Here is an 18,656-nt window from a genome sequence, read left to right on the forward strand (position 1 = left end):
ATGGACCGCACAGCTCCTAGACGGTGGGCTTGAGGGCCTCGCCCTCGTCATCTCGCAGCAAGCGGCTTATGTATCCGCCCTGGGACAGACGGTCGTACGCGTCGAGCACATCGGCGGGTACCTGCTGGCTGATCATGAAGCCCTGCTCCGGGTAGACCAGTAGTCGCTGTAGGGCCCCCACAAGCATGTCGATGACCAAGCGGGCATCTCCGATGGAATCTACGTAGTCCTGGAGCGTCATCGGGCTTGAGGCGCTGACAATCTCGACTTCCGGCCACAGCTTCCGTGCCGTGGCGTACGACCGTCGTTCCTCGTACGGCTTGCTGATCAGCAGGACGGAGGACACGGTGATGCCGGCCTCGTCCAGGAGGTCGCGGGAGAAGCGGATGTTCTCGCCCGTGTTCCGGGCTCGCGGCTCCACCATCACCGCCGAGGCGGGGACGCCCAGTTCAATCGCTCGCTCCTGGTAGTGCACGGCCTCGCCGCGGGGCATGCGTTCGCGGGTGGTCGGGCTGGTCGCCCCGGTGAACACGAGGAGCGGTGCCATGCCGCGCTTGTACAGGTCGACCGCCGTGTCGGCCACCCCCAGGTCATGGCTGCCGAGTCCGATCGCCACCGAGCACGGCCGGGGGGTGTGGCCCATCTGGTGGTAGTCCCAGAGGCGTTGGGTGTCGGCCCAGTCCTGGGTGGAGATCACTGCTGAGCTTCCTTGTCCTTCGCGGAGTCGGGGACCTTGAAGTCGTACTCCCAGGCGAAGCGGGAGGCGGCATGGATGCCGATGGCGAACTCGACCACGGTGCCGTCGGCCGTATACGTCGTCCGGTGCAGCTCGACCACCGGTTCGCCGGGCGGCAGTTGCAGGAGCTTCACCTCGTCCGCCGTGGGTGTACGGGCGAAGAGCGCCTCCTTCATATGGTCGATCTCGTACCCCGCGTCGTACAGGACGCGGTAGCCACCGCCTCGGCCGGCCGGACCGGGCTTGGGGTCGACCAAGCGCGTGCCCTCCACGTGCTCGGGGCGGTAGTAGCTGGTCAGCGTATGCGTCGGCTGGTCGCCTTCCTTGACCAGTCGGGCCCGCGCGTAGACCGGGGCCCCTGTCTCCAGGCCATGGGCGGCAGCCACGGCTGGCGGAGCTTCGACGAGGCTGACCGTCTGCGTCTGTTCGTTGCGGCGGTACGCCCGTCCTGAGGCGACCCGGTCCGCGATGAACGCCACCTCGTCGCCGTCTCGCCACTTGGCCTTGTCGTAGCGGGCGATGCCGAGCCGCTTGAGGGGTACTTGCTGGCGTACGACGGTCCCGTGGCCGCGCGTGGAGGTGACCAGGCCTTCCGCCTCCAGTGCCTTGTAGGCGGCATGGACCGTGGCCTTGGAGCCTTCGCCAGCGTCGACCAGGTCCCTGATCTGCGGCAAACGCTGCCCCGGCTCGTACTCACCCCTCCTGATCTCCTCAGCCAGCTTGTCTGCCAGCTCCCGCCATTTGGGCGCCATCTCGTACCCCTCTCAACGAGAACAAGTCAAACACAGTCCTAGGACTGTTGACAGTCCTAGGACAGCGGGCCACTATCTACTCAGCCGCTCGCAGTCCTAGGACAGCACGGCCGGTAGTTCCCATTCGGGCTGCCCAACAACGTAGGGAGTGCTCATGCCGTCCTTCAAGATCGACCTTTCTACCGCCGTCGTGTTCGTCGCGACCGCTCCCACGCCGAAGCTCGTGAGCAAGCAGACCGGCGAGCGCGCCATGGACCGGGAGACCGGCGCCGGCCTCTCCACCGTCGGGCTCCTCATCTCCGACGAGGGGGAGGGCAACCTCTACCAGGTCACCATCCCGGAGACCGGCCTCCCCGACGGACTCGCCCCGGGCATGCCGGTGACGGTCATCGGCCTCAAGGCCCGCGACTGGGAGAACACGTTCAACGGCCAGACCCGGCACGGCATCTCGTTCCGCGCCGTCGCCGTGACCCCGATGGGGGCCTGACCATGACCGACATCGCGACCTTATGGGAGGTCGGCCTCCCGCTCGCCGCAACCGCCGGCGGCCTCGGCTACGCGAAGGTCCGCGCGCCGCGTGTCTTCTGGTCGCTGGCGGGTCTGCCGGTGGCCACGACGCGGTTCGCGCTGACCTACCGCTCCACGATGGACGTGTGCGGGCTGACGGTGCAGCCGTCCCGCCTGCGGGCGTTCATGGTCCGCAACCTCGCCCGCCGCCCCGACGTCCAGCCCGTTCCGCCGAAGGTCCGCCGGTTCCGGGGCACGTCGACCGGCCTGCGGGTGACCCTCCGTCTCCCGGCCGGTCTGGAGCCCGCCGATGTGATGGCGGCCTCGGAGCGGCTGCGGCACGCCTGGGGCGTCCACTCGGTGAATGTGGTGGAGACCAAGCCCGGCTTCGTCGAGCTGCGGATGACCGGCTACGACGTCCTCCACCGGGTACGGATGCCCCGCCGCTCAGTGGCCTCCGGGCCGATGACGGTGCCGGTCGCCCTCCGCGAGGACGGCACCGCGTTCGTCCGCGACTACCTCAAGGTCCCCCACGCGCTGACCCTCGGCGCCAACCAGTCCGGCAAGTCCATGTACCAGCGCAACCTGATCGCCGGGCTCGCCCGGCTGCCGGTCGCCCTGGTCGGCATCGACTGCAAGCGCGGCGTCGAGCACCGCGGCTACGCACCCCGCCTCTCCGCCCTGGCCATCACCCCGGAGGAGGCGGACGGCCTGCTGGACGGGCTGGTCGGGGAGATGGAAGAGCGCTTCGACCTGCTCAGCGAGCACGGTGTCGCCGACATCTGGGCCCTCCCGGAGCATGTCCGCCCGGTGCCGGTCGTGGTCCTGGTCGACGAGGTCGCCGAGCTGTTCCTCGTGGCGACACGGAAGGACGAGGAACGCCGGGACCGGATGGTCACCCAGCTCATCCGCCTGGGCCAGATGGCCCGCGCGGCCGGCATCTTCCTGGAGGTGTGTGGGCAGCGGTTCGGCTCCGACCTCGGCAAGGGCGCCACCGCCCTGCGCGCCCAGCTCACCGGCCGGACCGTGCACCGGGTCAACGACAAGCAGACCGCCGAGATGGGCGTCGGCGACATCGCCCCGGACGCGGTGGTCACCGTCCTGACCATCCCGCCGGACCGGCCCGGCGTCGCGGTGGCCGGGGACACCTCCGGCGGCTGGTCCCGCATCCGCACCCCCGCCCTCACCGCCGCCGAAGCCGCCGCGATCTGCGCCGAACACGCGTATCTCACCCCGGACCTGGCCGCCGTCGCCGCCTGGCGCCCGATCGCCCCGGCCAGCGTTGGGGACCCGGAGCCGGTGCCGCTGGCGAAGCCGAGTCCGGCCACCGCGTAGCGCTGCTGTCCCGCCTCGGTCGGCGTGACCGTCTCACGCCAGGTCCCTACCCGACCCATGCCCGAAAGGAGGTGAACCCTCGTGTTCCGCACCCTGCGCCCCGACGCCGTCCTGGTCCAGGCCGTCATCGCCGGGGCCCTGTCCTTCGCCCACCTGCACGACCTGGCGGCCGCGGCCGGTCAGGACGGCTGGAAGGCGTGGGCCTACCCGGTCTCCGTCGACCTGCTGCTGGTCGCCGCCTGGCGCCGGATGCGCACCGACACCGGCAACCGCGACGCGTGGCTGTGGTTCGCCATCGCCCTGATCGCCTCGCTCGGCGCCAACGTCGCCACCGCCGGACTCCTCGACATGACCGACGTCCCGCCGTGGCTGCGCATCCTCGTCGCCGGATGGCCCGCCCTGGCCTTCCTCGGCGGCACCCTCCTCGCCCACGCCTCCCACCCCACACCCGCCCCCGAACCCGTGCCGGAGCCCGAACCGGTCGACCTCGTCGTCGAGCGGACCCCGGAACCGGCGCCCGAACTCCCGCCGGCCGAACCCGAACCCGTACCCGTGGAAGTTCAGCTGGAGCCCGTCCCGCAGGAAGAACGGCCGGAGCCCGCCCCCTCGGCACCCGCCGTCCCGGTGCCGCCCGCGCTCCTCGCCCACGCCCAGAAGATCGCGGACGCCCACCGCGCCCAGACCGGCGAGCCGATCGACGCGGAGACCCTCCGCACCCGGCACGGCCTGCCCGCCGCCCTCGCCGACTCCATCGCCCTCCAGCTCGCCTGATCCGGAAGGAGCAAGACCCGTGCGCCCGAACCGCTTCCACCACGTGATCCGCATCGGCCCGGTGCAGGTCGGCACCCACCGCGACGGCCGGGGCCGCACCAAGCACACCGCCGTGTGCACCGCCCCCGGCTGCGACTTCTCCGCCGACTACCACACCCGCGCCGCCGCCGAACTCGCCGCCCGCACCCACCGCTGCAACCCCCGCTGACACTCAAGGAGTTCCGCGTCATGGACGTCCCGCTCTGGCTCGCCCTGATCGTCGTCGGCGGCCTCGGTATCAAGCTCATCCGCCCACCCTGGTGGCTCGTCGTCGTGATCCTCCTCGGCGGCTACCTCCTCGCCGACAGCCTCCTCGCCCCGCTCATCGACCCGATCACCAAGTAGGGAGACCCCGCCATGCTCCGACCGCACGTCCCGGTCAACCCGCTCCCGACCGGCCTCGTCACCCCGCTCGCCCAGCCGACCGCCGCCGACATCGAGCCGACCGCCCCGGCCTCCGCCCCGGTGCCGGTAGCCCCGGCCCGCACGGCCATCCAGCTCACCCCGGGCAGCGCGCTCGCCCTCGCCGCCGGCGGTGGTGCCGTCGTCCTGGTCGTCGGCGCCGTCCTGGTCTCCATGCTCCTCGCCGTCGCCATCACCGGGGCCTCCGTCGCCCTGATCGCCGTCGTCCTGCGGCTGCTGGTCCGCGACATGCAGAAGGGCCGGTGAGCATCGTGGACACGTACACCATGGCCGCCGCGGGCTTACCGGCCCTGGGCTGGGCTCTGCACGGCGGACTGCTCGCGCGCCGTCTGGCCACCGCCCGCCGCGACCCCCTGACCGGCCTGCACACCCGCGCCGGATGGACCACCCGCGCCGAACGCCTGCTGGCCAAGCACTCGGGTGCGCTCGTGCTCCTGGTCGATCTGGACGACTTCAAGGCGATCAACGACACCCACGGCCACGCCGCCGGAGACACCGTCCTCACCGCCACCGCCGACCGGCTGAGCAACTGGTGCGGGCGTCACGGGGTCGCCGCCCGGCTCGGCGGGGACGAGTTCGCCGCCATCGTCACCGACCTCGGCGCCGTCAACCTCTTCGACCTCTGGTCCGCCCTGGACAGCCCGGTCACCCATCAGGGGCACGTTCTGCCGGTCTCCGCCTCGGTCGGCTGCTGTTCCCCCGGCGACCTGCCGGTCCCCACCCTCACCGATGCCCTGTCCGCCGCCGACGCGGCGATGTACGCGGCCAAGGGCCACGGCAGGCGCAACACACACTGAGCGGCCCCCGGAGCGGCCTCCGTCGCCAAACTTCCGCCGCCCCGGGCGCCTTCAACCCCTCCCAGATCCACCGGACCCGAAAGGGAAACCTCATGATGCCCCAGACCCCGACCGCCCGCGTCTGCTCCCACTGCGACGGCTTCCCCGTCGTCCACATCACCACCGGCACCCTCACCCCCGACGGCCGCCGCCGCACCCTGGCCGCCGCCTGCCCCGCCTGCCAGGGCACCGGCACCCGCACCCCCGCCGCCCTCACCTCGGCCGGGCGGTGACCGACATGAACAGCCTCTCCGTCTCCGGTCACCTCCAGCCGGACACCCGCACCCGCGTCACCCCCTTCCCCGACAGCAGCCGCCCCTTCGTCAGCCTCCGCATCGAGGGCGACGACATCGAGATCGCGCTTCTCGTCCGCCCCGGATCCGCCGGCGCCCTGCGCATCCTCGCCGCCGCCGCGACAGAGGCCGCTGCCACCCTCGACACCCTCACCGCCGACGCCACAGAGGTGCCCCGGTCGTGACCGACACCGCCACCGCGGCGGGCCTGGACCCGGCCACCCTGAGCGATCTGCTCCGGCTGGCCGGGTCCCCCGGCTTCGACCGCCTCACCGAACAACTCCGCCGCACCGGCGGCTGCACCGCCCCCATCCGCCTCACCGGCGGAACCAAGACCCTCGACCCCGCCACCAAGACCGTGCTCCACGCCTACGACACCGACGCGGAACCCGGCGGCGTCCTCCGTGTCGCCTGCGGCAACCGGCGGGCCTCCCGCTGCCCGGCCTGCGCCTGGACCTACGCGGGCGACACCTACCACCTCATCCGCGCCGGACTCACCGGAGATCCCGACAAGGGCACCCCGGAAACCATCCGGGACCACCCCCGGGTCTTCGCCACCCTGACCGCCCCGTCCTTCGGCCCGGTCCACAACCGGCCCGGGAATCGGCCCTGCCGCTGCGGCACCCGGCACGCCGAGGACGCCCCGGAGCTGGGCACCCCGCTCGACCCGGCCGCGTACGACTACGCGGGCGCGGTGCTGTGGAACAACCACGCCTCCGAGCTGTGGCGGTATTTCACGATCTACCTGCGCCGCGAGATCGCCGCCCGCGCCGGCCTCACCCAGAAAGCCGCCCGCGAACAGTCCCGCGTCTCCTTCGGCAAGGTCGCCGAGTACCAGAAGCGCGGCGCCGTCCACTTCCACGCCGTCATCCGCTTCGACGGCCCCGGCGGACCGCACACCCCGCCCCCGGCCTGGGCCACCCTCGACCTGCTCACCGACGCCATCCGCGCCGCCGCCGCCCGCGTCCGCGTCGTCGTCCCCGCCGCACCCGCGCACGGCGTCGGCCAGGACCTCACCCTCACCTGGGGCACCCAGCTCGACGTCCAGCCCATCGGCGCCTTCGGCCACGGCGAGGAACTCACCGAGCAGGCCGTCGCCGCCTACGTCGCCAAGTACGCCACCAAGGCCGCCGAGACCACCGGCACCGTCGACCGCCCCGTCGGCAACAAGGAGGCCCTGATCCTCCTCGACGTCCCCGACCACCCCCGGCGCCTCATCGAAGCCTGCATGGACCTCGACGCCGCCTACCCGGACCGGCGCCTGCGGGCCTGGGCCCACATGCTCGGCTTCCGCGGCCACTTCTCCACCAAATCCCGCGCCTACTCCACCACCCTCGGCGCCCTGCGCCAGGTCCGCGCCGACTACCGCGCCGCCCAGCAACGCGCCGCCCTGGGCCTGCCCGACCCCGACGAACACCCCGAAGCCACCGTCCTCACGGTCGCCCACTGGGCCTACGCCGGCCACGGCGCCACACCCGGCGAGTCCTGGCTCGCCGCCAACATCCGCCGCGACCTCCAGCACAACCGCGAACACGCCCGCGAACTCCGCGCCCAGCTCGAAGCGTCCACCGAACAGGAGTGGTGACCATGTCCGCACGTCTGCTCACCGTCGACCAGGTCGCCGAACTCCTCGGCACCTCCGCCCGGTTCCCCCGGCGACTGATCGAGGAACGACGCATCACCTTCGTCAAGGTCGGCCGCCACGTCCGCATCCCCGAGCCCGCCGTCCACGAGTACATCGAGACCCACACCGTGCAGCCCATCGTGCGGCGCTTCGGAAAGGCGGCGTGATGGCGAACAGCAAAGGCCGGCGCCGTCGCTTCGGCACCGTGCGGCAACTCGCCTCCGGACGCTGGCAGGCCCGTTACCGCGATCCGCTGTCGGGCGAGACGAAGTCAGCGCCGCACACCTTCGACACCAAGACGGACGCCGACCTCTGGCTGACCACGATCGAGGCGGAGATCATCCGGGGCACCTACCAGGCCCCGACGCGGGCAAGGTCGCCTTCGGACCGTACGCCGACGACTGGTTGAAGCACCGCAAGCTGGAAGACCGCTCCCGGGAGCGGAACGAGAGCGTGATCCGGCTCCACATCAAGCCGACCTTCGGCGCCGGGACGCTCGCCGCCATCACCACACCCCGCGTGCGTGCCTGGCGGACCGCCCTCCTGGAAGACGGTGTGGGAGAGCCGACCGTCGTCAAGGCGTACCAACTCCTCCGCGCGATCCTGAACACGGCCGTCGATGACGAGCTGATCCGCCGCAACCCGTGCCGCATCAAGGGCGCCGACCGCTACGACGTGCCGGAGCGGCCCGTCCTCACCGTGGCCGAGGTGTACGCGGTGGCCGACGCCATCCAGCCGCACTACCGAGTGCTCGTCCTCCTCGCCGCGTTCACCACCCTCCGCTTCGGCGAGCTGGCCTCACTGCGCCGCCGGGACCTCGACCTGACCCGCTCCGTGGTCCTGGTCCGTCGTGCCCAGTCCGAGCTGCAGAACGGCAAGCTCGCCGACAAGGCGCCGAAGTCCGCCGCCGGTGTCCGGCCGGTCGCCTTCCCGGCCGAACTCGTCCCCGAGCTCGCTCACCACCTGGAGCACTTCGCCGGGGCCGGACAGGACGGCCACCTGTTCCAGGGGCCCCGCGGCGGTCTCCTCCGCCGCAGCAACTTCCGGGACGACTGGACCGCCGCCCGCGCCAAGGCCGGCATCTCCGGGGATGTGCACTTCCATGACCTCCGGCACACCGGGAACACCCTGGCCTCCAGCGCCGGGGCCAGCACCCGCGAGCTCATGACGCGGATGGGGCACAGCACGACCCGGGCCGCGCTGATCTACCAACACATGACGAGCGACCGTGATCAGCACATCGCGGGGAAGCTCGGGGAGATGATTCGCCAGGCCCGTGGAGAGGGCGATCCGACGGACACGAGATGATGTCCTCCTTGTAGGACAAATCCTAGGGAGACCATGCGCGCCCGCACCATAACCGCCACTACGACTGGCCTGCTCCTCGCCGTCCTCACCGCGTGCAGCAGCGGCGTCCAGGAGGACAAGGCGGTGGAGGCGCCAAAGGTGGCGGACCTGCCCAAGGCGCCGGCCTATACCGTGGCAAACAAGATCGAGAAGTTCGGGGTGGGGAGCGTTGACCTCGTCATCCCGAGCGCCACGGTGGAGAGCGCCAAGGCAGCCATCCAGGACTACGCCAAGACCATCGATGGCCCGCTGAGCTATGGAATCAACGTGATCCGTAGCAAGGCGGACAAGGGCATCAAAGACTACGTCTGCCACGGCGAGTGGGCCAGAGACGAGCAGGCCGCCCAGGTATACACGGGCGGCCGCATCACCTCGGACACCTGGCCCGCCATCAAGATGTACTGCTCGAACCCCAAGGGTTGAGCCGCACCCGCCCTCGCTACCGACACATGCCGAGCGACCGTGATCGGCACATATCGGTGAAGCTCAGAGAGCGATCCGCTAGGGCCGGAAGGACAGCGATCCAGGGCCTTCTGGCACGTAGGCGGCACGGCCGTGATCATGCGAAAGGGCCAGCTCAGGGGAATCATGCCCCTGCGCTGGCCCTTCGTCTTGAGCCCCCTGTCGGGTTCGAACCGACGACCCCCGCTTTACAAGAGCGGTGCTCTGGCCAGCTGAGCTAAGGAGGCAGCGAGTGAAGTGTAACCAACCCGGCCCCGGAGGCGGTCGGAAATCTCACGGGGCCGTGAGTGCTGACAGAACGGGCGTCGCCAGGTAGCGTCGCCTGGAGTTCACCCAGGTGGACTAGACCTCAATCCTTCCTTTACTCGGATCGTCCGGCACGTTCCTGCCGGTGAAGGGACGCATCACCATGGCTTCCGTCACGTTCGACAAGGCCACCCGGATCTACCCGGGTGCCACCAAGCCCTCCGTCGACCAGCTCGACATCGAGATCGCGGACGGCGAGTTCCTCGTCCTCGTCGGCCCCTCCGGCTGTGGCAAGTCGACCTCCCTGCGCATGCTCGCGGGTCTCGAGGACGTCAACGCCGGCTCCATCCGCATCGGTGACCGCGACGTCACGCACCTGCCGCCGAAGGACCGGGACATCGCGATGGTGTTCCAGAACTACGCGCTGTACCCGCACATGACCGTCGCCGACAACATGGGCTTCGCGCTCAAGATCGCGGGCGTCAACAAGTCCGAGATCCGCGCCAAGGTCGAAGAGGCCGCGAAGATCCTCGACCTCACCGAGTACCTGGACCGCAAGCCGAAGGCGCTCTCCGGCGGTCAGCGCCAGCGCGTCGCGATGGGCCGCGCCATCGTCCGCGAGCCGCAGGTCTTCCTCATGGACGAGCCGCTGTCGAACCTCGACGCCAAGCTCCGCGTGTCCACCCGTACGCAGATCGCCGGTCTGCAGCGCCGCCTCGGCATCACCACGGTCTACGTCACGCACGACCAGACCGAGGCGCTCACCATGGGCGACCGCGTCGCCGTCCTGAAGGACGGCCTGCTCCAGCAGGTCGACTCGCCGCGCAACATGTACGACAAGCCCGCGAACCTCTTCGTCGCCGGCTTCATCGGCTCCCCGGCCATGAACCTGGTCGAGGTCCCGATCACCGACGGCGGCGTGAAGTTCGGCAACAGCCTCGTGCCGGTCTCCCGCGACGCGATCGCCGCGGCCTCCGCCAACGGCGACACCACGGTGACCGTCGGCGTCCGCCCCGAGCACTTCGACGTCTCGGGCCCGACGAGCAAGGACGGCCTGGCCGTCACGGTCAACGTCGTCGAGGAGCTCGGCTCGGACGGCTTCGTGTACGGCACCACCCGCGTCGGCGGCGAGGACAAGGAGCTCGTGGTCCGCGTCGGCGGCCGTGACGTGCCCGCCAAGGGCTCCACGCTGCACGTCGTCCCGCGCGCCGACGAGCTGCACGTCTTCTCGACCTCCACGGGCGCCCGCCTCAGCGACTGAGACCGCCCCCTGGCTCTGCCGTACGGCCCCGCGTCTGTTGCAGACGCGGGGCCGTTCGTTTAAACGGGCTTACTCCGGAAAACCCCGGCATTCAGGGCCTCGCCCCGGCCCCCGCGTCAACACGGGATTCGAAAAGCCGCCTCGAACCATCCCTCGCGAGAGTGACTAAATGTCGCCATATCACTACCGGCCGCTACGCTCGCCTGCGTGACGCACACTGCCCGCCGAATCGGCCGCTCTCTCGCCCTCGTCCTGCCCGTCGTCCTGGTGCTCTCGGGAACGCTCGCGGTGTCCGCCGTTCCGTGGGCCGGCCAGGACTCCGGGACCCAGCTCACGGCGTCCTCCACGGACGTCTCCACCCGGGCCAAGTCCCGTGCCCCGCAGGATATTCTCCGCGACCAGCTCCTCGCAGAGCTTCAGGAGAAGGACCCGGGCGTGGCCCTCACCCACCTCCAGCGCGAGGTGGAGAACCGGCCCTCCCTCGCCCAGCACTGCTTCTCCATCGCCCGCGCCCTCGGCCGCGCCGCCGTCGAGCACTACGGCCCCTCGCGCGCCCAGTCCTTCTCCCGCCCGGTCTGCGACACCTCGTACGCGACCGGCGTGATGCGCGCGAGCTGAACGCCCGCGAGCTGACCGGCCGAGCACGTACGGGGCACCTATCGTTCCCCGTATGCACATCACTCCGACGCAGGCCGTGGTCCTGGCGGGCGGCCAGGGCTCACGGCTCCGCCCGTACACCGACGACCGCCCCAAGCCGATGGTCGAGATCCCGGGCACCGGGACCCCGATCATCGGCCATCAGCTTTCCTGGCTGGCCGCCGAGGGCGTGACGGACGCCGTCGTCTCCTGCGGCCACCTCGCCGAGGTGCTCCAGGAGTGGCTGGCCTCCGCGAACCTGCCGCTGAGGGTGACGACGGTCGTCGAGACCGAACCCCTCGGCCGCGGCGGCGGCCTCAAGTACGCCGCCGCGCACCTGCCCGCCCCGGACCAGCCCTGGTACGCCACCAACGGCGACATCTGGACCCGCTTCTCGCTGCGCGAGATGGCCGCCTTCCACACGGAGCGGGACGCCCTCGCGACGCTCGCCCTGGCCCGCCCCCGGATCCCGTGGGGCGCCGTCGAGACCGACACCTTCGGGAACATCACCGACTTCATCGAGGCGCCGCCCTCGCCGTTCCTGATCAACGCGGGCGTGTACGTCTTCTCCGCGGCCTTCACCGAGCTCCTCCCCGACGTCGGCGACCACGAGCGGGCCACCTTCCCCCGCCTCGCCCGCGAGCGCCGCCTGGCGGGCTTCCCGCTGCCCCACGGCGCGTACTGGAGGGCCATCGACACCGCCAAGGACCTGACGGAGGCGGCCAAGGAGCTGGCCGCCCAGAAGGCCTGACCGACGGGCGTACGGAAAGGCCGGCACCGCGTCCCTCGCGGTGCCGGCCTTCTCGTTCCCGTACGGCAGCCTCTCGTACGTCAGCTCCTGTACGTCAGCTGCCGTACGGCAGCCGCCCGTACGTCAGCCCAGCAGGCCGCCGATCGGGTTCCGCGCGCCGCCCGTCGTCGAGCCGCTCTCGGACGGGGTGGAGGTGGAACCCGTCGAACCGCCGCTCGTCGTGCCGCCGGTGGTGCCGGCCGGGCTGTCGCTGGTGGTCGGCGGGGGCGCCGGCTCGGACTTCGTGGGCGTACGGCTGGTGGTGCCGCCGGTGCTGGTGCCCTGGGTGGCGGTCGGGCGCTGCTCCTGGGTCCGGGTGGACTCGCGGGTCGTCTCGGTGGGCCGGGCGGCCTCCTCGGTCTCCTCGCTCCGCGCGGGCGCCTCGCTGGTCGCGGTGGCGGGCTCGGGCGCGGTGGAGGCGGCCTTCGAGGGGGCGCGGCGGGTCGGCTCCTGGGGGAGCGGCTGGCCGGGGAGGTGGTTGATCGGGTCGTCGTTGGGGCCCGGGACGGTGACCATCTCGGTGGAGCGGACGGCGCCGCCGAGGACGGAGCCGACGAGGAGGGTGAGGCCGACGACGACGGCGGCGAGGAGGGTGCTGCGGCGGGTGACGCGGCGGCGGAGGTCCCAGAGCTCGGCGCGGGGGCCGAGGGTGCGCCAGGCCTCGCCGGCGAGGCGGCCGTCGAGGGAGTAGACGGGGGCGCCGGCGATGATCAGCGGCGACCAGGCGGCCAGGTAGATGATGTCGGCGGAGTCGTAGACCGGGACGGTCTTCCAGCTGACGGTCAGGAGGAGGGCGGCGGAGAGCAGGCCGCCGACGACGGCGGCGACGCGCTGCCAGAGTCCGAGGACCGTGAGGACGCCGACGACGACCTGGAGGAAGGCGACGGTGAGTCCGGCGCCGACGGGGTGCTGGAGGGCGAAGTCGCGCAGCGGTTCGGCGAGCGCCCAGGGGTGCAGGGAGTTGAGCCACTTCACCATGGAGCCGCGCTCGCCGCCGTCGAAGTAGACGGGGTCGCAGAGCTTGCCCATGCCCGCGTAGATGGAGATGAAGCCGAGGAAGACGCGGAGCGGGAGGAGGACGACGCCGAGGTTCATCCGGCGCCCGGGGTAGTAGGCGTGCCGGACGTTGTCCTGTCCGTGGCGCTGCGCGGTCCGGGCGCCCGGCTCCTCGTCCTCGTACGGCTCGGCCGGCTCGGTCCTGAGCTCGTACAGCTCGTCGTAGGCGCCCTCGGCGCGGCGCATCGGCGGCAGCAGGGGCGGCGGCGCCTCGCCGGGCACCACGGGATGGGCCATGGTGCTGTCGATGCGCGGGATGGCCTGGGTGTCGCCGACGCCGTGGCCGCCGTGCCCGACGGGTTCGAGCGTGGAGACGGACGACTCGCGCACGGCCTGGAGGAGGCCGGTCGCGCCCGGCGTGGACTTCCCGGTCCACACGACGGGGCGACGGCGCGGACCGGCCGCGCCCACTCCGGACAGGGCGGCGGTACGGCCCGCGAACTTCGGCTGCGGGGCCGGCGCGAGCCGCACACGGAAGCTGGCGTGGTTCACGATCACCTGGGCGGGATCGGAATCCACCTTGACCATGCTCAGCGCCGGCTGATCGTCGAACCCCGGCCGGGGCGTTCTGGTGTCCACACTCATCTAACCGAGTGACGCGGGGTTAGGACACTGCTTTGACGGTTGCCAAATGTCCGAGACCCGTCAAGATCACGCCACCGGGGAACGCGCGCACCGGGGAACCGTTGTTCTCTGTCGGTGCGTCAGTTTACTTTGAGAGACGCGTGATGCGCGCGATGCGAGTCGAGGGGAGCGACAGCATGGCAAGCCCCGTCCACGACGAACCCGACGACCTGACCCGGCGAGACGCCGAGGTCCGGGTCCCCCACCAGCGGGCCCCGGACACGCCCGCGCGCCGGCCCAACCAGCTCGTCTTCTCGGACCTGACCCACTACCCGGTCATGGCCCAGGCGCTCGACAACCAGTGGCTGCCGGCGGACCTCGCCGAGGGACGGCAGGAGGCCGACGCCCCGCGGCGGACGCCCGGCGCCGTCGCCGCCACCTCGGCCGAACTGCGCCGCGCCCTCGTCAACAGCGGCACCCTGGTGGTCAACCGCGCCTTCTTCCTCAACAACGAGGGGCTGTACGGGAACTTCGTGCCGCAGGCCGATCCCGCCGACCGCACCGCGTTCGCCCGGCTCCTCGACGACCGGGCGATCGTCCCGTACCTGTTCCTGGAGCGGGACGGCACGGAGGAGTTCTCCTTCGGGTACGACGAGCGCGCGGGGCGCGCCTGGCGGCGGCTCATCCAGGAGGAGTCCGACCCCGCGTTCGTACGCCTCGACTGGGACGACGAGGCGAACCGCGCCGCGGCGGACCGCGTCGGCCAGCGCTTCACCGGCCAGCTGGCCAAGCTGAGGAACCTGCGGGACGAGCAGCTCGCGGTGGACCTCGGGATCTCGCGGGAACTGGCCCGGTCGATGGGCGAGGGCATCCTCACGGACATCCTCCTCTGGTCGGCGACGCAGGACCGCACCGCCAACATCACCAGGAACGCGGTCTACAAGGAGTTCCTGACCCGCCCGGGCACCGACCCGTACCAGCACCTGCTGCGGGAGGGCGCAGAGATCCTGCCGACGAAGCAGCTGATCGACCTCATGTACAACCTGGGCGTGCCCGACGCGAGCGGGCTCGTCGCCCTGACGCCGCCCGGGTCCCCGCCGCGCCGCGCGCTCCAGGAGGACGTCTCGCCGCAGGCGCGGGCGCAGGACCCGGAGGCCGTCGGCCGGCTGATCCGGAACCTCGTCGCCGATTCGCTGCACCGCTCGGTCGACGGCCCCAACTCGTACGCGGGGCTCTCGCTCTCCGACATCGTCGCCCTGCGGGAGACCGGCGAGTGGCAGACGTACGTGTCGTCCCTGGACGCGTTCCTGCACGACAGCTTCCGGGGCGGACGCATCCCGGACGGGGACGAGTTCACGGACCGGACGGCCACGATCGCCCGGGACCACGCCCGGATGCTGCGGACGGCGCGCCGGGCCGGCCGCTCGGACAGGGGCCTCACCCGGGAGATCTCCACGGTCCTCGTGCTGGAGTCGGGTGGCGTCGCGGTCCAGATCGCGAGCGGCGAACCGGTGACCGTGCTCCAGGGCGCGATCGGGATGCTGACGGCGGTGGGCGGGGCGCTGAGCGTCCGGCTGGAGTTCTGGGACAAGGCCGCCCGGAGCCGCCGCGCCGGCCTCGGGCACTCGCTGACATTGCCGTCGCTGCGGCTGGGCAACCTGAGGAAGGACTGGGAGACCATCCGGGCCGTGTCCGGCGTCGAGTTCGTCGAGATCGGGCACGCGTCCCGGGGCGCCCAGGCCGACCAGCAGGCACGGCACGACTAGAGGGGGAAGCGCCCATGAGCGGCGAACCGGTACGGCGGTACGAGTTGCTGCGCGCCGAGCGTCCCGAGCTGTTCCGCAACGAGCCGGGCGGGATCGAGATCCTGACCGACCCGGACGCCGTGGAGGCCGCCGGCGGGGTGGTGTACCAGGACCCCTACGTGCTGCTCGTACGGGACGCGGTGCGCTTCCCCGACGGCCGTACCGGTGTGTACATCCGCTCGGTGAGCGCCACCGCCGAGCAGGGGTGCGTCGTCCTGCCGCTCCTGGGTGACCGGATCGTGCTCGTCGAGCACTTCCGGCACGCCACCCGGTCCTGGCACTGGGAGGTGCCGCGCGGTTTCGGCACGGCGGGTCTCTCGGACGCGGCGAACGCGGCGAAGGAGCTCCAGGAGGAGATCGGGGCGCCGGTGCGGGAGCTCGTCCCGCTCGGTGCGGTGCATCCCGACTCGGGGGCGACCGGCGACCGGGTGCTGCTGTTCGCCGCCCGGATCGACGCGGTGGGGCGCCTCGAGGGCGGCGCGGGCATCCGCCGTTCCCTGGCGGTGCCGTTCGCCGAGGCCGAGGCCATGATCGCCGACGGGCGGATCACCGACGGGTTCACCATCGCCGTGCTGACCCGCGCCCGCCTCGCGGGCCTGACGGCCTGAGGCGGGTGCGGGGACGACGGTCCGGGCTCAGCCCCTGCCGGGGCGGGCTCGGTCCGTGCCGTACAAGCTCAGCCCATGCGGCGGCGGGCGGCCTCGTAGAGGACGACGCCGGCGGCGACGCCGGCGTTGAGGGACTCGGCGCCGCCCGGCATCGGGATGCGGACGAGGAAGTCGCAGGTCTCGCCGACGAGGCGGGACAGGCCCTTGCCCTCGGAGCCGACGACGATGACGACCGGGCCGCCGAGCGCCTCCAGGTCCTGCACCTCGTGCGCGCCCTCGGCGGCGAGGCCGACGACGGTGATGCCGGCCTTCTTGTACTCCTGCAGGGCGCGGGTCAGGTTGGTGACGCGGGCGACCGGGGTGCGCGCGGCGGTGCCGGCGGAGGTCTTCCAGGCACCGGCGGTCATGCCGGCGGCGCGGCGCTCGGGGACGACCACGCCGTGGCCGGCGAAGGCGGAGACGGAGCGGACGATCGCGCCGAGGTTGCGCGGGTCGGTGACGCCGTCGAGGGCGACGATCAGCGGGTCCTCGCCGTCGTCGTAGGCGGCGGCGGTGAGGTCCTCGGGGTGCGCGTACTCGTACGGCGGGACGACGAGGACCAGACCCTGGTGGTTCAGCCCGTTGGTCATGCGGTCGAGCTCGGGGCGCGGGGCTTCCATCAGGTTGATGTTGCCGCGCGCGCCGGCGAGCTGGAGGGCCTCGCGCACGCGCTCGTCGTTGTCGATGAACTGCTGCACGTACAGCGTGGTGGCGGGCACGCCGTCGCGGAGCGCCTCGAAGACCGGGTTGCGGCCGACGACCATCTCGCTGGCGCCCTTGGGGCCGCCGCGGCGGGGCGCGGGACGGCGCTTGGCCGCCTGCCGGGCCATCGCGTTGGAGACGCGGTACGCCTTGTGGCCCTTGCGGTCCTCGGCCTTGGGCGTCGGGCCCTTGCCTTCGAGGCCCTTGCGCCGCTGGCCACCGCTGCCGACCGTCGCACCCTTCTTGTTGGACGTGCGACGGTTCCTGCGCTGGCTGTTCCCGGCCATGACTACCTGTTTCCTCTGCTGACGTACAAAGTCTGTAACTGAAGTGTGCCGCCCGGTGTCCCGAGCGGCACTTCTTCTAACGGTTGCCCAGCGTCCAGCGGGGGCCGTCGGGGCTGTCCTCGATGGCGAGGCCGGACTGGGCCAGCTGGTCGCGGATCGCGTCCGCGGCCGCCCAGTCCTTGCGCCCGCGCGCCGCCTCGCGCTGCTGGAGCACGAGGCGCACGAGGGTGTCGACGACGCCGTGGAGCTCCTCGCCGCCGCCGGACTCCTCGGCCCAGTGGGGGTCGAGCGGGTCCAGGCCGAGGACGCCGAGCATGGCGCGGACCTCGGCGAGGCGGGCGATGGCCTCGTCCTTGTCGTCCGCGGCGAGGGCGCTGTTGCCCTGGCGGACGGTGGTGTGGATGATCGCCAGCGCGTGCGGCACGCCCAGGTCGTCGTCCATGGCCTCGGCGAAGGCCGGCGGCACCTCGGCGGCGGGGGCGACGGTCGTCCCGGCCTTCTCGGTGGCGCGCTGGACGAAGCCCTCGATGCGGGCGAACGCCGACTCGGCCTCGCGCAGGGACTCCTCGCTGTACTCGATCATCGAGCGGTAGTGCGGGGTGCCCAGGTAGTAGCGGAGGACGATGGGGCGCCAGTTCTTCACCATCTCGGACACCAGCACGCTGTTGCCGAGCGACTTCGACATCTTCTCGCCGCTCATGGTGACCCAGGCGTTGTGCACCCAGTACCGGGCGAACTCGTCGCCGAAGGCCTTGGCCTGGGCGATCTCGTTCTCGTGGTGCGGGAAGATCAGGTCGAGGCCGCCGCCGTGGATGTCGAAGGCGGAGCCCAGGTACTTGTGGGCCATGGCCGAGCACTCCAGGTGCCAGCCGGGACGGCCGCGGCCCCACGGGGTCTCCCAGTCGGGCTCGCCCGGCTTGGTCGCCTTCCACATGGCGAAGTCACGCGGGTCGCGCTTGCCGGAGACGCCCTCGTCGGGCTGACGGAGGTCGTCGATGTCCTGGTTGGACAGCTCCAGGTACCCCGGGAAGGAGCGCACGTCGAAGTAGACGCTGCCGTCCGCCTCGTAGGCGTGGCCGCGCTCGATCAGACCCCGCATCATCTCGATCATCTCGGGGACGTGACCGGTGGCGCGGGGCTCGTAGGTCGGCGGGAGGCAACCGAGGGCCTCGTAACCGGCGTTGAACGCGCGCTCGTTCTCGTATCCGATGGACCACCAGGGGCGGCCCTGCTCGGCGCCCTTCCTGATGATCTTGTCGTCGATGTCGGTGACGTTGCGGATGAACGTGACGTCGTAGCCGCGGTAGGCGAACCAGCGGCGCATGATGTCGAAGTTCAGCCCCGAACGGATGTGGCCGATGTGCGGGGCCGCCTGCACGGTGGCACCACAGAGGTAGATCGAGACGCGGCCCGGCGTGAGCGGGGTGAAGTCACGGATCTGCCGGGCGCTGGTGTCGTACAGGCGAATAGTCACCACTCCAGGGTAGTGGGCGTGTGGTGGTGCCCCGATACCTGATCGGGGTCACCGATGACGTTT

22 protein-coding genes, 1 tRNA gene and 1 pseudogene are annotated in these 18,656 nt (G+C 71.6%); 18 read left to right on the top strand and 6 right to left on the bottom strand.

Going from position 1 to position 18,656, the window contains the following annotated elements; all coding sequences use genetic code 11:
* Positions 1 to 16: 16 nt before the first annotated feature.
* Together ACFYUZ_RS10550 and ACFYUZ_RS10555 are read right to left on the bottom strand one after the other, a co-directional pair.
* On the bottom strand, positions 17 to 697 hold the full coding sequence (locus tag ACFYUZ_RS10550; protein ID WP_389307543.1) for a YdcF family protein: 681 nt from the start codon (positions 695 to 697) through the stop codon (positions 17 to 19).
* Entirely contained in the window at positions 694 to 1,488 is a 795-nt protein-coding gene (locus ACFYUZ_RS10555; protein WP_389307545.1) for a GntR family transcriptional regulator, read from the bottom strand. Before ACFYUZ_RS10555 ends, ACFYUZ_RS10550 begins: the two co-directional genes overlap by 4 nt.
* A gap of 154 nt (positions 1,489 to 1,642) precedes the next feature.
* Here ACFYUZ_RS10555 and ACFYUZ_RS10560 point away from each other — a divergent pair, with 154 nt between their 5' ends.
* From ACFYUZ_RS10560 to ACFYUZ_RS10620, 13 genes and pseudogenes are all read left to right on the top strand, one after another.
* Positions 1,643 to 1,975, top strand: a complete 333-nt coding sequence (locus ACFYUZ_RS10560; RefSeq protein ID WP_389307547.1) for a hypothetical protein — start codon at positions 1,643 to 1,645, stop codon at positions 1,973 to 1,975.
* 2 nt (positions 1,976 to 1,977) lie between these two features.
* Complete coding sequence (locus tag ACFYUZ_RS10565; protein WP_389307549.1) at positions 1,978 to 3,330, top strand: FtsK/SpoIIIE domain-containing protein; 1,353 nt, start codon at positions 1,978 to 1,980, stop codon at positions 3,328 to 3,330.
* A gap of 81 nt (positions 3,331 to 3,411) precedes the next feature.
* Entirely contained in the window at positions 3,412 to 4,101 is a 690-nt protein-coding gene (locus ACFYUZ_RS10570) for a DUF2637 domain-containing protein (protein ID WP_389307551.1), read from the top strand.
* 19 nt (positions 4,102 to 4,120) lie between these two features.
* Complete coding sequence (locus tag ACFYUZ_RS10575; RefSeq protein WP_389307553.1) at positions 4,121 to 4,309, top strand: mobile element transfer protein; 189 nt, start codon at positions 4,121 to 4,123, stop codon at positions 4,307 to 4,309.
* 20 nt (positions 4,310 to 4,329) lie between these two features.
* Positions 4,330 to 4,485, top strand: a complete 156-nt coding sequence (locus ACFYUZ_RS10580; protein ID WP_389307555.1) for a hypothetical protein — start codon at positions 4,330 to 4,332, stop codon at positions 4,483 to 4,485.
* 12 nt (positions 4,486 to 4,497) lie between these two features.
* On the top strand, positions 4,498 to 4,809 hold the full coding sequence (locus ACFYUZ_RS10585) for a SpdD-like protein (RefSeq protein WP_389307556.1): 312 nt from the start codon (positions 4,498 to 4,500) through the stop codon (positions 4,807 to 4,809).
* Positions 4,810 to 4,814: 5 nt separating this feature from the next.
* Complete coding sequence (locus tag ACFYUZ_RS10590) at positions 4,815 to 5,360, top strand: GGDEF domain-containing protein (protein WP_389307774.1); 546 nt, start codon at positions 4,815 to 4,817, stop codon at positions 5,358 to 5,360.
* 92 nt (positions 5,361 to 5,452) lie between these two features.
* A complete protein-coding gene (locus tag ACFYUZ_RS10595; protein WP_389307558.1) occupies positions 5,453 to 5,632 on the top strand; it encodes a hypothetical protein in 180 nt (59 codons plus the stop codon).
* Between the two features lie 5 nt (positions 5,633 to 5,637).
* Positions 5,638 to 5,877 carry a hypothetical protein gene (locus ACFYUZ_RS10600; protein WP_389307559.1) on the top strand — a complete coding sequence of 80 codons (240 nt, stop codon included), beginning with the start codon at positions 5,638 to 5,640 and terminating at the stop codon, positions 5,875 to 5,877.
* A complete protein-coding gene (gene repSA / locus ACFYUZ_RS10605; RefSeq protein WP_389307560.1) occupies positions 5,874 to 7,277 on the top strand; it encodes a replication initiator protein RepSA in 1,404 nt (467 codons plus the stop codon). Before ACFYUZ_RS10600 ends, repSA begins: the two co-directional genes overlap by 4 nt.
* A 2-nt stretch (positions 7,278 to 7,279) precedes the next feature.
* The gene (locus tag ACFYUZ_RS10610; RefSeq protein WP_389307562.1) at positions 7,280 to 7,483 is read left to right on the top strand and encodes a helix-turn-helix domain-containing protein; all 204 of its coding nucleotides are present in this window, start codon (positions 7,280 to 7,282) and stop codon (positions 7,481 to 7,483) included.
* A pseudogene (locus ACFYUZ_RS10615) lies at positions 7,483 to 8,624 on the top strand (tyrosine-type recombinase/integrase). The gene ACFYUZ_RS10610 and the pseudogene ACFYUZ_RS10615 overlap by 1 nt, the downstream one beginning before the upstream one ends.
* 33 nt (positions 8,625 to 8,657) lie before the next feature.
* Complete coding sequence (locus ACFYUZ_RS10620) at positions 8,658 to 9,086, top strand: hypothetical protein (RefSeq protein WP_389307564.1); 429 nt, start codon at positions 8,658 to 8,660, stop codon at positions 9,084 to 9,086.
* 192 nt (positions 9,087 to 9,278) lie between these two features.
* On the opposite strand, the gene ACFYUZ_RS10625 is transcribed toward ACFYUZ_RS10620, so the two are convergent.
* Positions 9,279 to 9,352: transfer RNA gene (locus ACFYUZ_RS10625), tRNA-Thr, on the bottom strand.
* Positions 9,353 to 9,534: 182 nt separating this feature from the next.
* Here ACFYUZ_RS10625 and ACFYUZ_RS10630 point away from each other — a divergent pair.
* The 3 genes from ACFYUZ_RS10630 (at position 9,535) to ACFYUZ_RS10640 (ending at position 12,019) form a co-directional block, all read left to right on the top strand.
* Positions 9,535 to 10,632 carry an ABC transporter ATP-binding protein gene (locus tag ACFYUZ_RS10630; protein WP_389307566.1) on the top strand — a complete coding sequence of 366 codons (1,098 nt, stop codon included), beginning with the start codon at positions 9,535 to 9,537 and terminating at the stop codon, positions 10,630 to 10,632.
* Positions 10,633 to 10,839: 207 nt separating this feature from the next.
* On the top strand, positions 10,840 to 11,250 hold the full coding sequence (locus ACFYUZ_RS10635; RefSeq protein ID WP_093874855.1) for a hypothetical protein: 411 nt from the start codon (positions 10,840 to 10,842) through the stop codon (positions 11,248 to 11,250).
* A gap of 52 nt (positions 11,251 to 11,302) precedes the next feature.
* Entirely contained in the window at positions 11,303 to 12,019 is a 717-nt protein-coding gene (locus ACFYUZ_RS10640) for a nucleotidyltransferase family protein (RefSeq protein WP_093874856.1), read from the top strand.
* Positions 12,020 to 12,142: 123 nt separating this feature from the next.
* Here the strand turns inward: ACFYUZ_RS10640 and ACFYUZ_RS10645 are convergent, their stop codons facing one another.
* Positions 12,143 to 13,699, bottom strand: a complete 1,557-nt coding sequence (locus ACFYUZ_RS10645) for a DoxX family membrane protein (RefSeq protein WP_389307569.1) — start codon at positions 13,697 to 13,699, stop codon at positions 12,143 to 12,145.
* 176 nt (positions 13,700 to 13,875) lie between these two features.
* Here ACFYUZ_RS10645 and ACFYUZ_RS10650 point away from each other — a divergent pair, with 176 nt between their 5' ends.
* Positions 13,876 to 15,444: a hypothetical protein gene (locus ACFYUZ_RS10650; RefSeq protein WP_389307571.1), complete on the top strand. Its 1,569-nt coding sequence runs from the start codon at positions 13,876 to 13,878 to the stop codon at positions 15,442 to 15,444.
* A 14-nt stretch (positions 15,445 to 15,458) separates the two neighbouring features.
* On the top strand, positions 15,459 to 16,091 hold the full coding sequence (locus tag ACFYUZ_RS10655; RefSeq protein ID WP_389307573.1) for an NUDIX hydrolase: 633 nt from the start codon (positions 15,459 to 15,461) through the stop codon (positions 16,089 to 16,091).
* A 68-nt stretch (positions 16,092 to 16,159) separates the two neighbouring features.
* Here the strand turns inward: ACFYUZ_RS10655 and rlmB are convergent, their stop codons facing one another.
* Both rlmB and cysS read right to left on the bottom strand, forming a co-directional pair.
* Positions 16,160 to 17,119: a 23S rRNA (guanosine(2251)-2'-O)-methyltransferase RlmB gene (gene rlmB / locus ACFYUZ_RS10660; protein WP_389307575.1), complete on the bottom strand. Its 960-nt coding sequence runs from the start codon at positions 17,117 to 17,119 to the stop codon at positions 16,160 to 16,162.
* 76 nt (positions 17,120 to 17,195) lie between these two features.
* The gene (gene cysS / locus ACFYUZ_RS10665) at positions 17,196 to 18,593 is read right to left on the bottom strand and encodes a cysteine--tRNA ligase (protein ID WP_389307577.1); all 1,398 of its coding nucleotides are present in this window, start codon (positions 18,591 to 18,593) and stop codon (positions 17,196 to 17,198) included.
* Positions 18,594 to 18,656 lie beyond the last annotated feature (63 nt).

Source organism: Streptomyces sp. NPDC004266, assembly GCF_042874095.1.
GTDB lineage: Bacteria > Actinomycetota > Actinomycetes > Streptomycetales > Streptomycetaceae > Streptomyces.

Excerpts from the sequence above, each read along its gene's own strand:
- ACFYUZ_RS10555 (WP_389307545.1), bottom strand. The coding sequence starts at position 1,488 with ATGGCGCCCAAATGGCGGGAGCTGGCAGACAAGCTGGCTGAGGAGATC.
- ACFYUZ_RS10560 (WP_389307547.1), top strand. The coding sequence starts at position 1,643 with ATGCCGTCCTTCAAGATCGACCTTTCTACCGCCGTCGTGTTCGTCGCG.
- ACFYUZ_RS10565 (WP_389307549.1), top strand. The coding sequence starts at position 1,978 with ATGACCGACATCGCGACCTTATGGGAGGTCGGCCTCCCGCTCGCCGCA.
- ACFYUZ_RS10580 (WP_389307555.1), top strand. The coding sequence starts at position 4,330 with ATGGACGTCCCGCTCTGGCTCGCCCTGATCGTCGTCGGCGGCCTCGGT.
- ACFYUZ_RS10585 (WP_389307556.1), top strand. The coding sequence starts at position 4,498 with ATGCTCCGACCGCACGTCCCGGTCAACCCGCTCCCGACCGGCCTCGTC.
- ACFYUZ_RS10595 (WP_389307558.1), top strand. The coding sequence starts at position 5,453 with ATGATGCCCCAGACCCCGACCGCCCGCGTCTGCTCCCACTGCGACGGC.
- ACFYUZ_RS10600 (WP_389307559.1), top strand. The coding sequence starts at position 5,638 with ATGAACAGCCTCTCCGTCTCCGGTCACCTCCAGCCGGACACCCGCACC.
- ACFYUZ_RS10610 (WP_389307562.1), top strand. The coding sequence starts at position 7,280 with ATGTCCGCACGTCTGCTCACCGTCGACCAGGTCGCCGAACTCCTCGGC.
- ACFYUZ_RS10620 (WP_389307564.1), top strand. The coding sequence starts at position 8,658 with ATGCGCGCCCGCACCATAACCGCCACTACGACTGGCCTGCTCCTCGCC.
- ACFYUZ_RS10630 (WP_389307566.1), top strand. The coding sequence starts at position 9,535 with ATGGCTTCCGTCACGTTCGACAAGGCCACCCGGATCTACCCGGGTGCC.
- ACFYUZ_RS10640 (WP_093874856.1), top strand. The coding sequence starts at position 11,303 with ATGCACATCACTCCGACGCAGGCCGTGGTCCTGGCGGGCGGCCAGGGC.
- ACFYUZ_RS10645 (WP_389307569.1), bottom strand. The coding sequence starts at position 13,699 with ATGAGTGTGGACACCAGAACGCCCCGGCCGGGGTTCGACGATCAGCCG.
- ACFYUZ_RS10650 (WP_389307571.1), top strand. The coding sequence starts at position 13,876 with ATGGCAAGCCCCGTCCACGACGAACCCGACGACCTGACCCGGCGAGAC.
- ACFYUZ_RS10655 (WP_389307573.1), top strand. The coding sequence starts at position 15,459 with ATGAGCGGCGAACCGGTACGGCGGTACGAGTTGCTGCGCGCCGAGCGT.
- rlmB (WP_389307575.1), bottom strand. The coding sequence starts at position 17,119 with ATGGCCGGGAACAGCCAGCGCAGGAACCGTCGCACGTCCAACAAGAAG.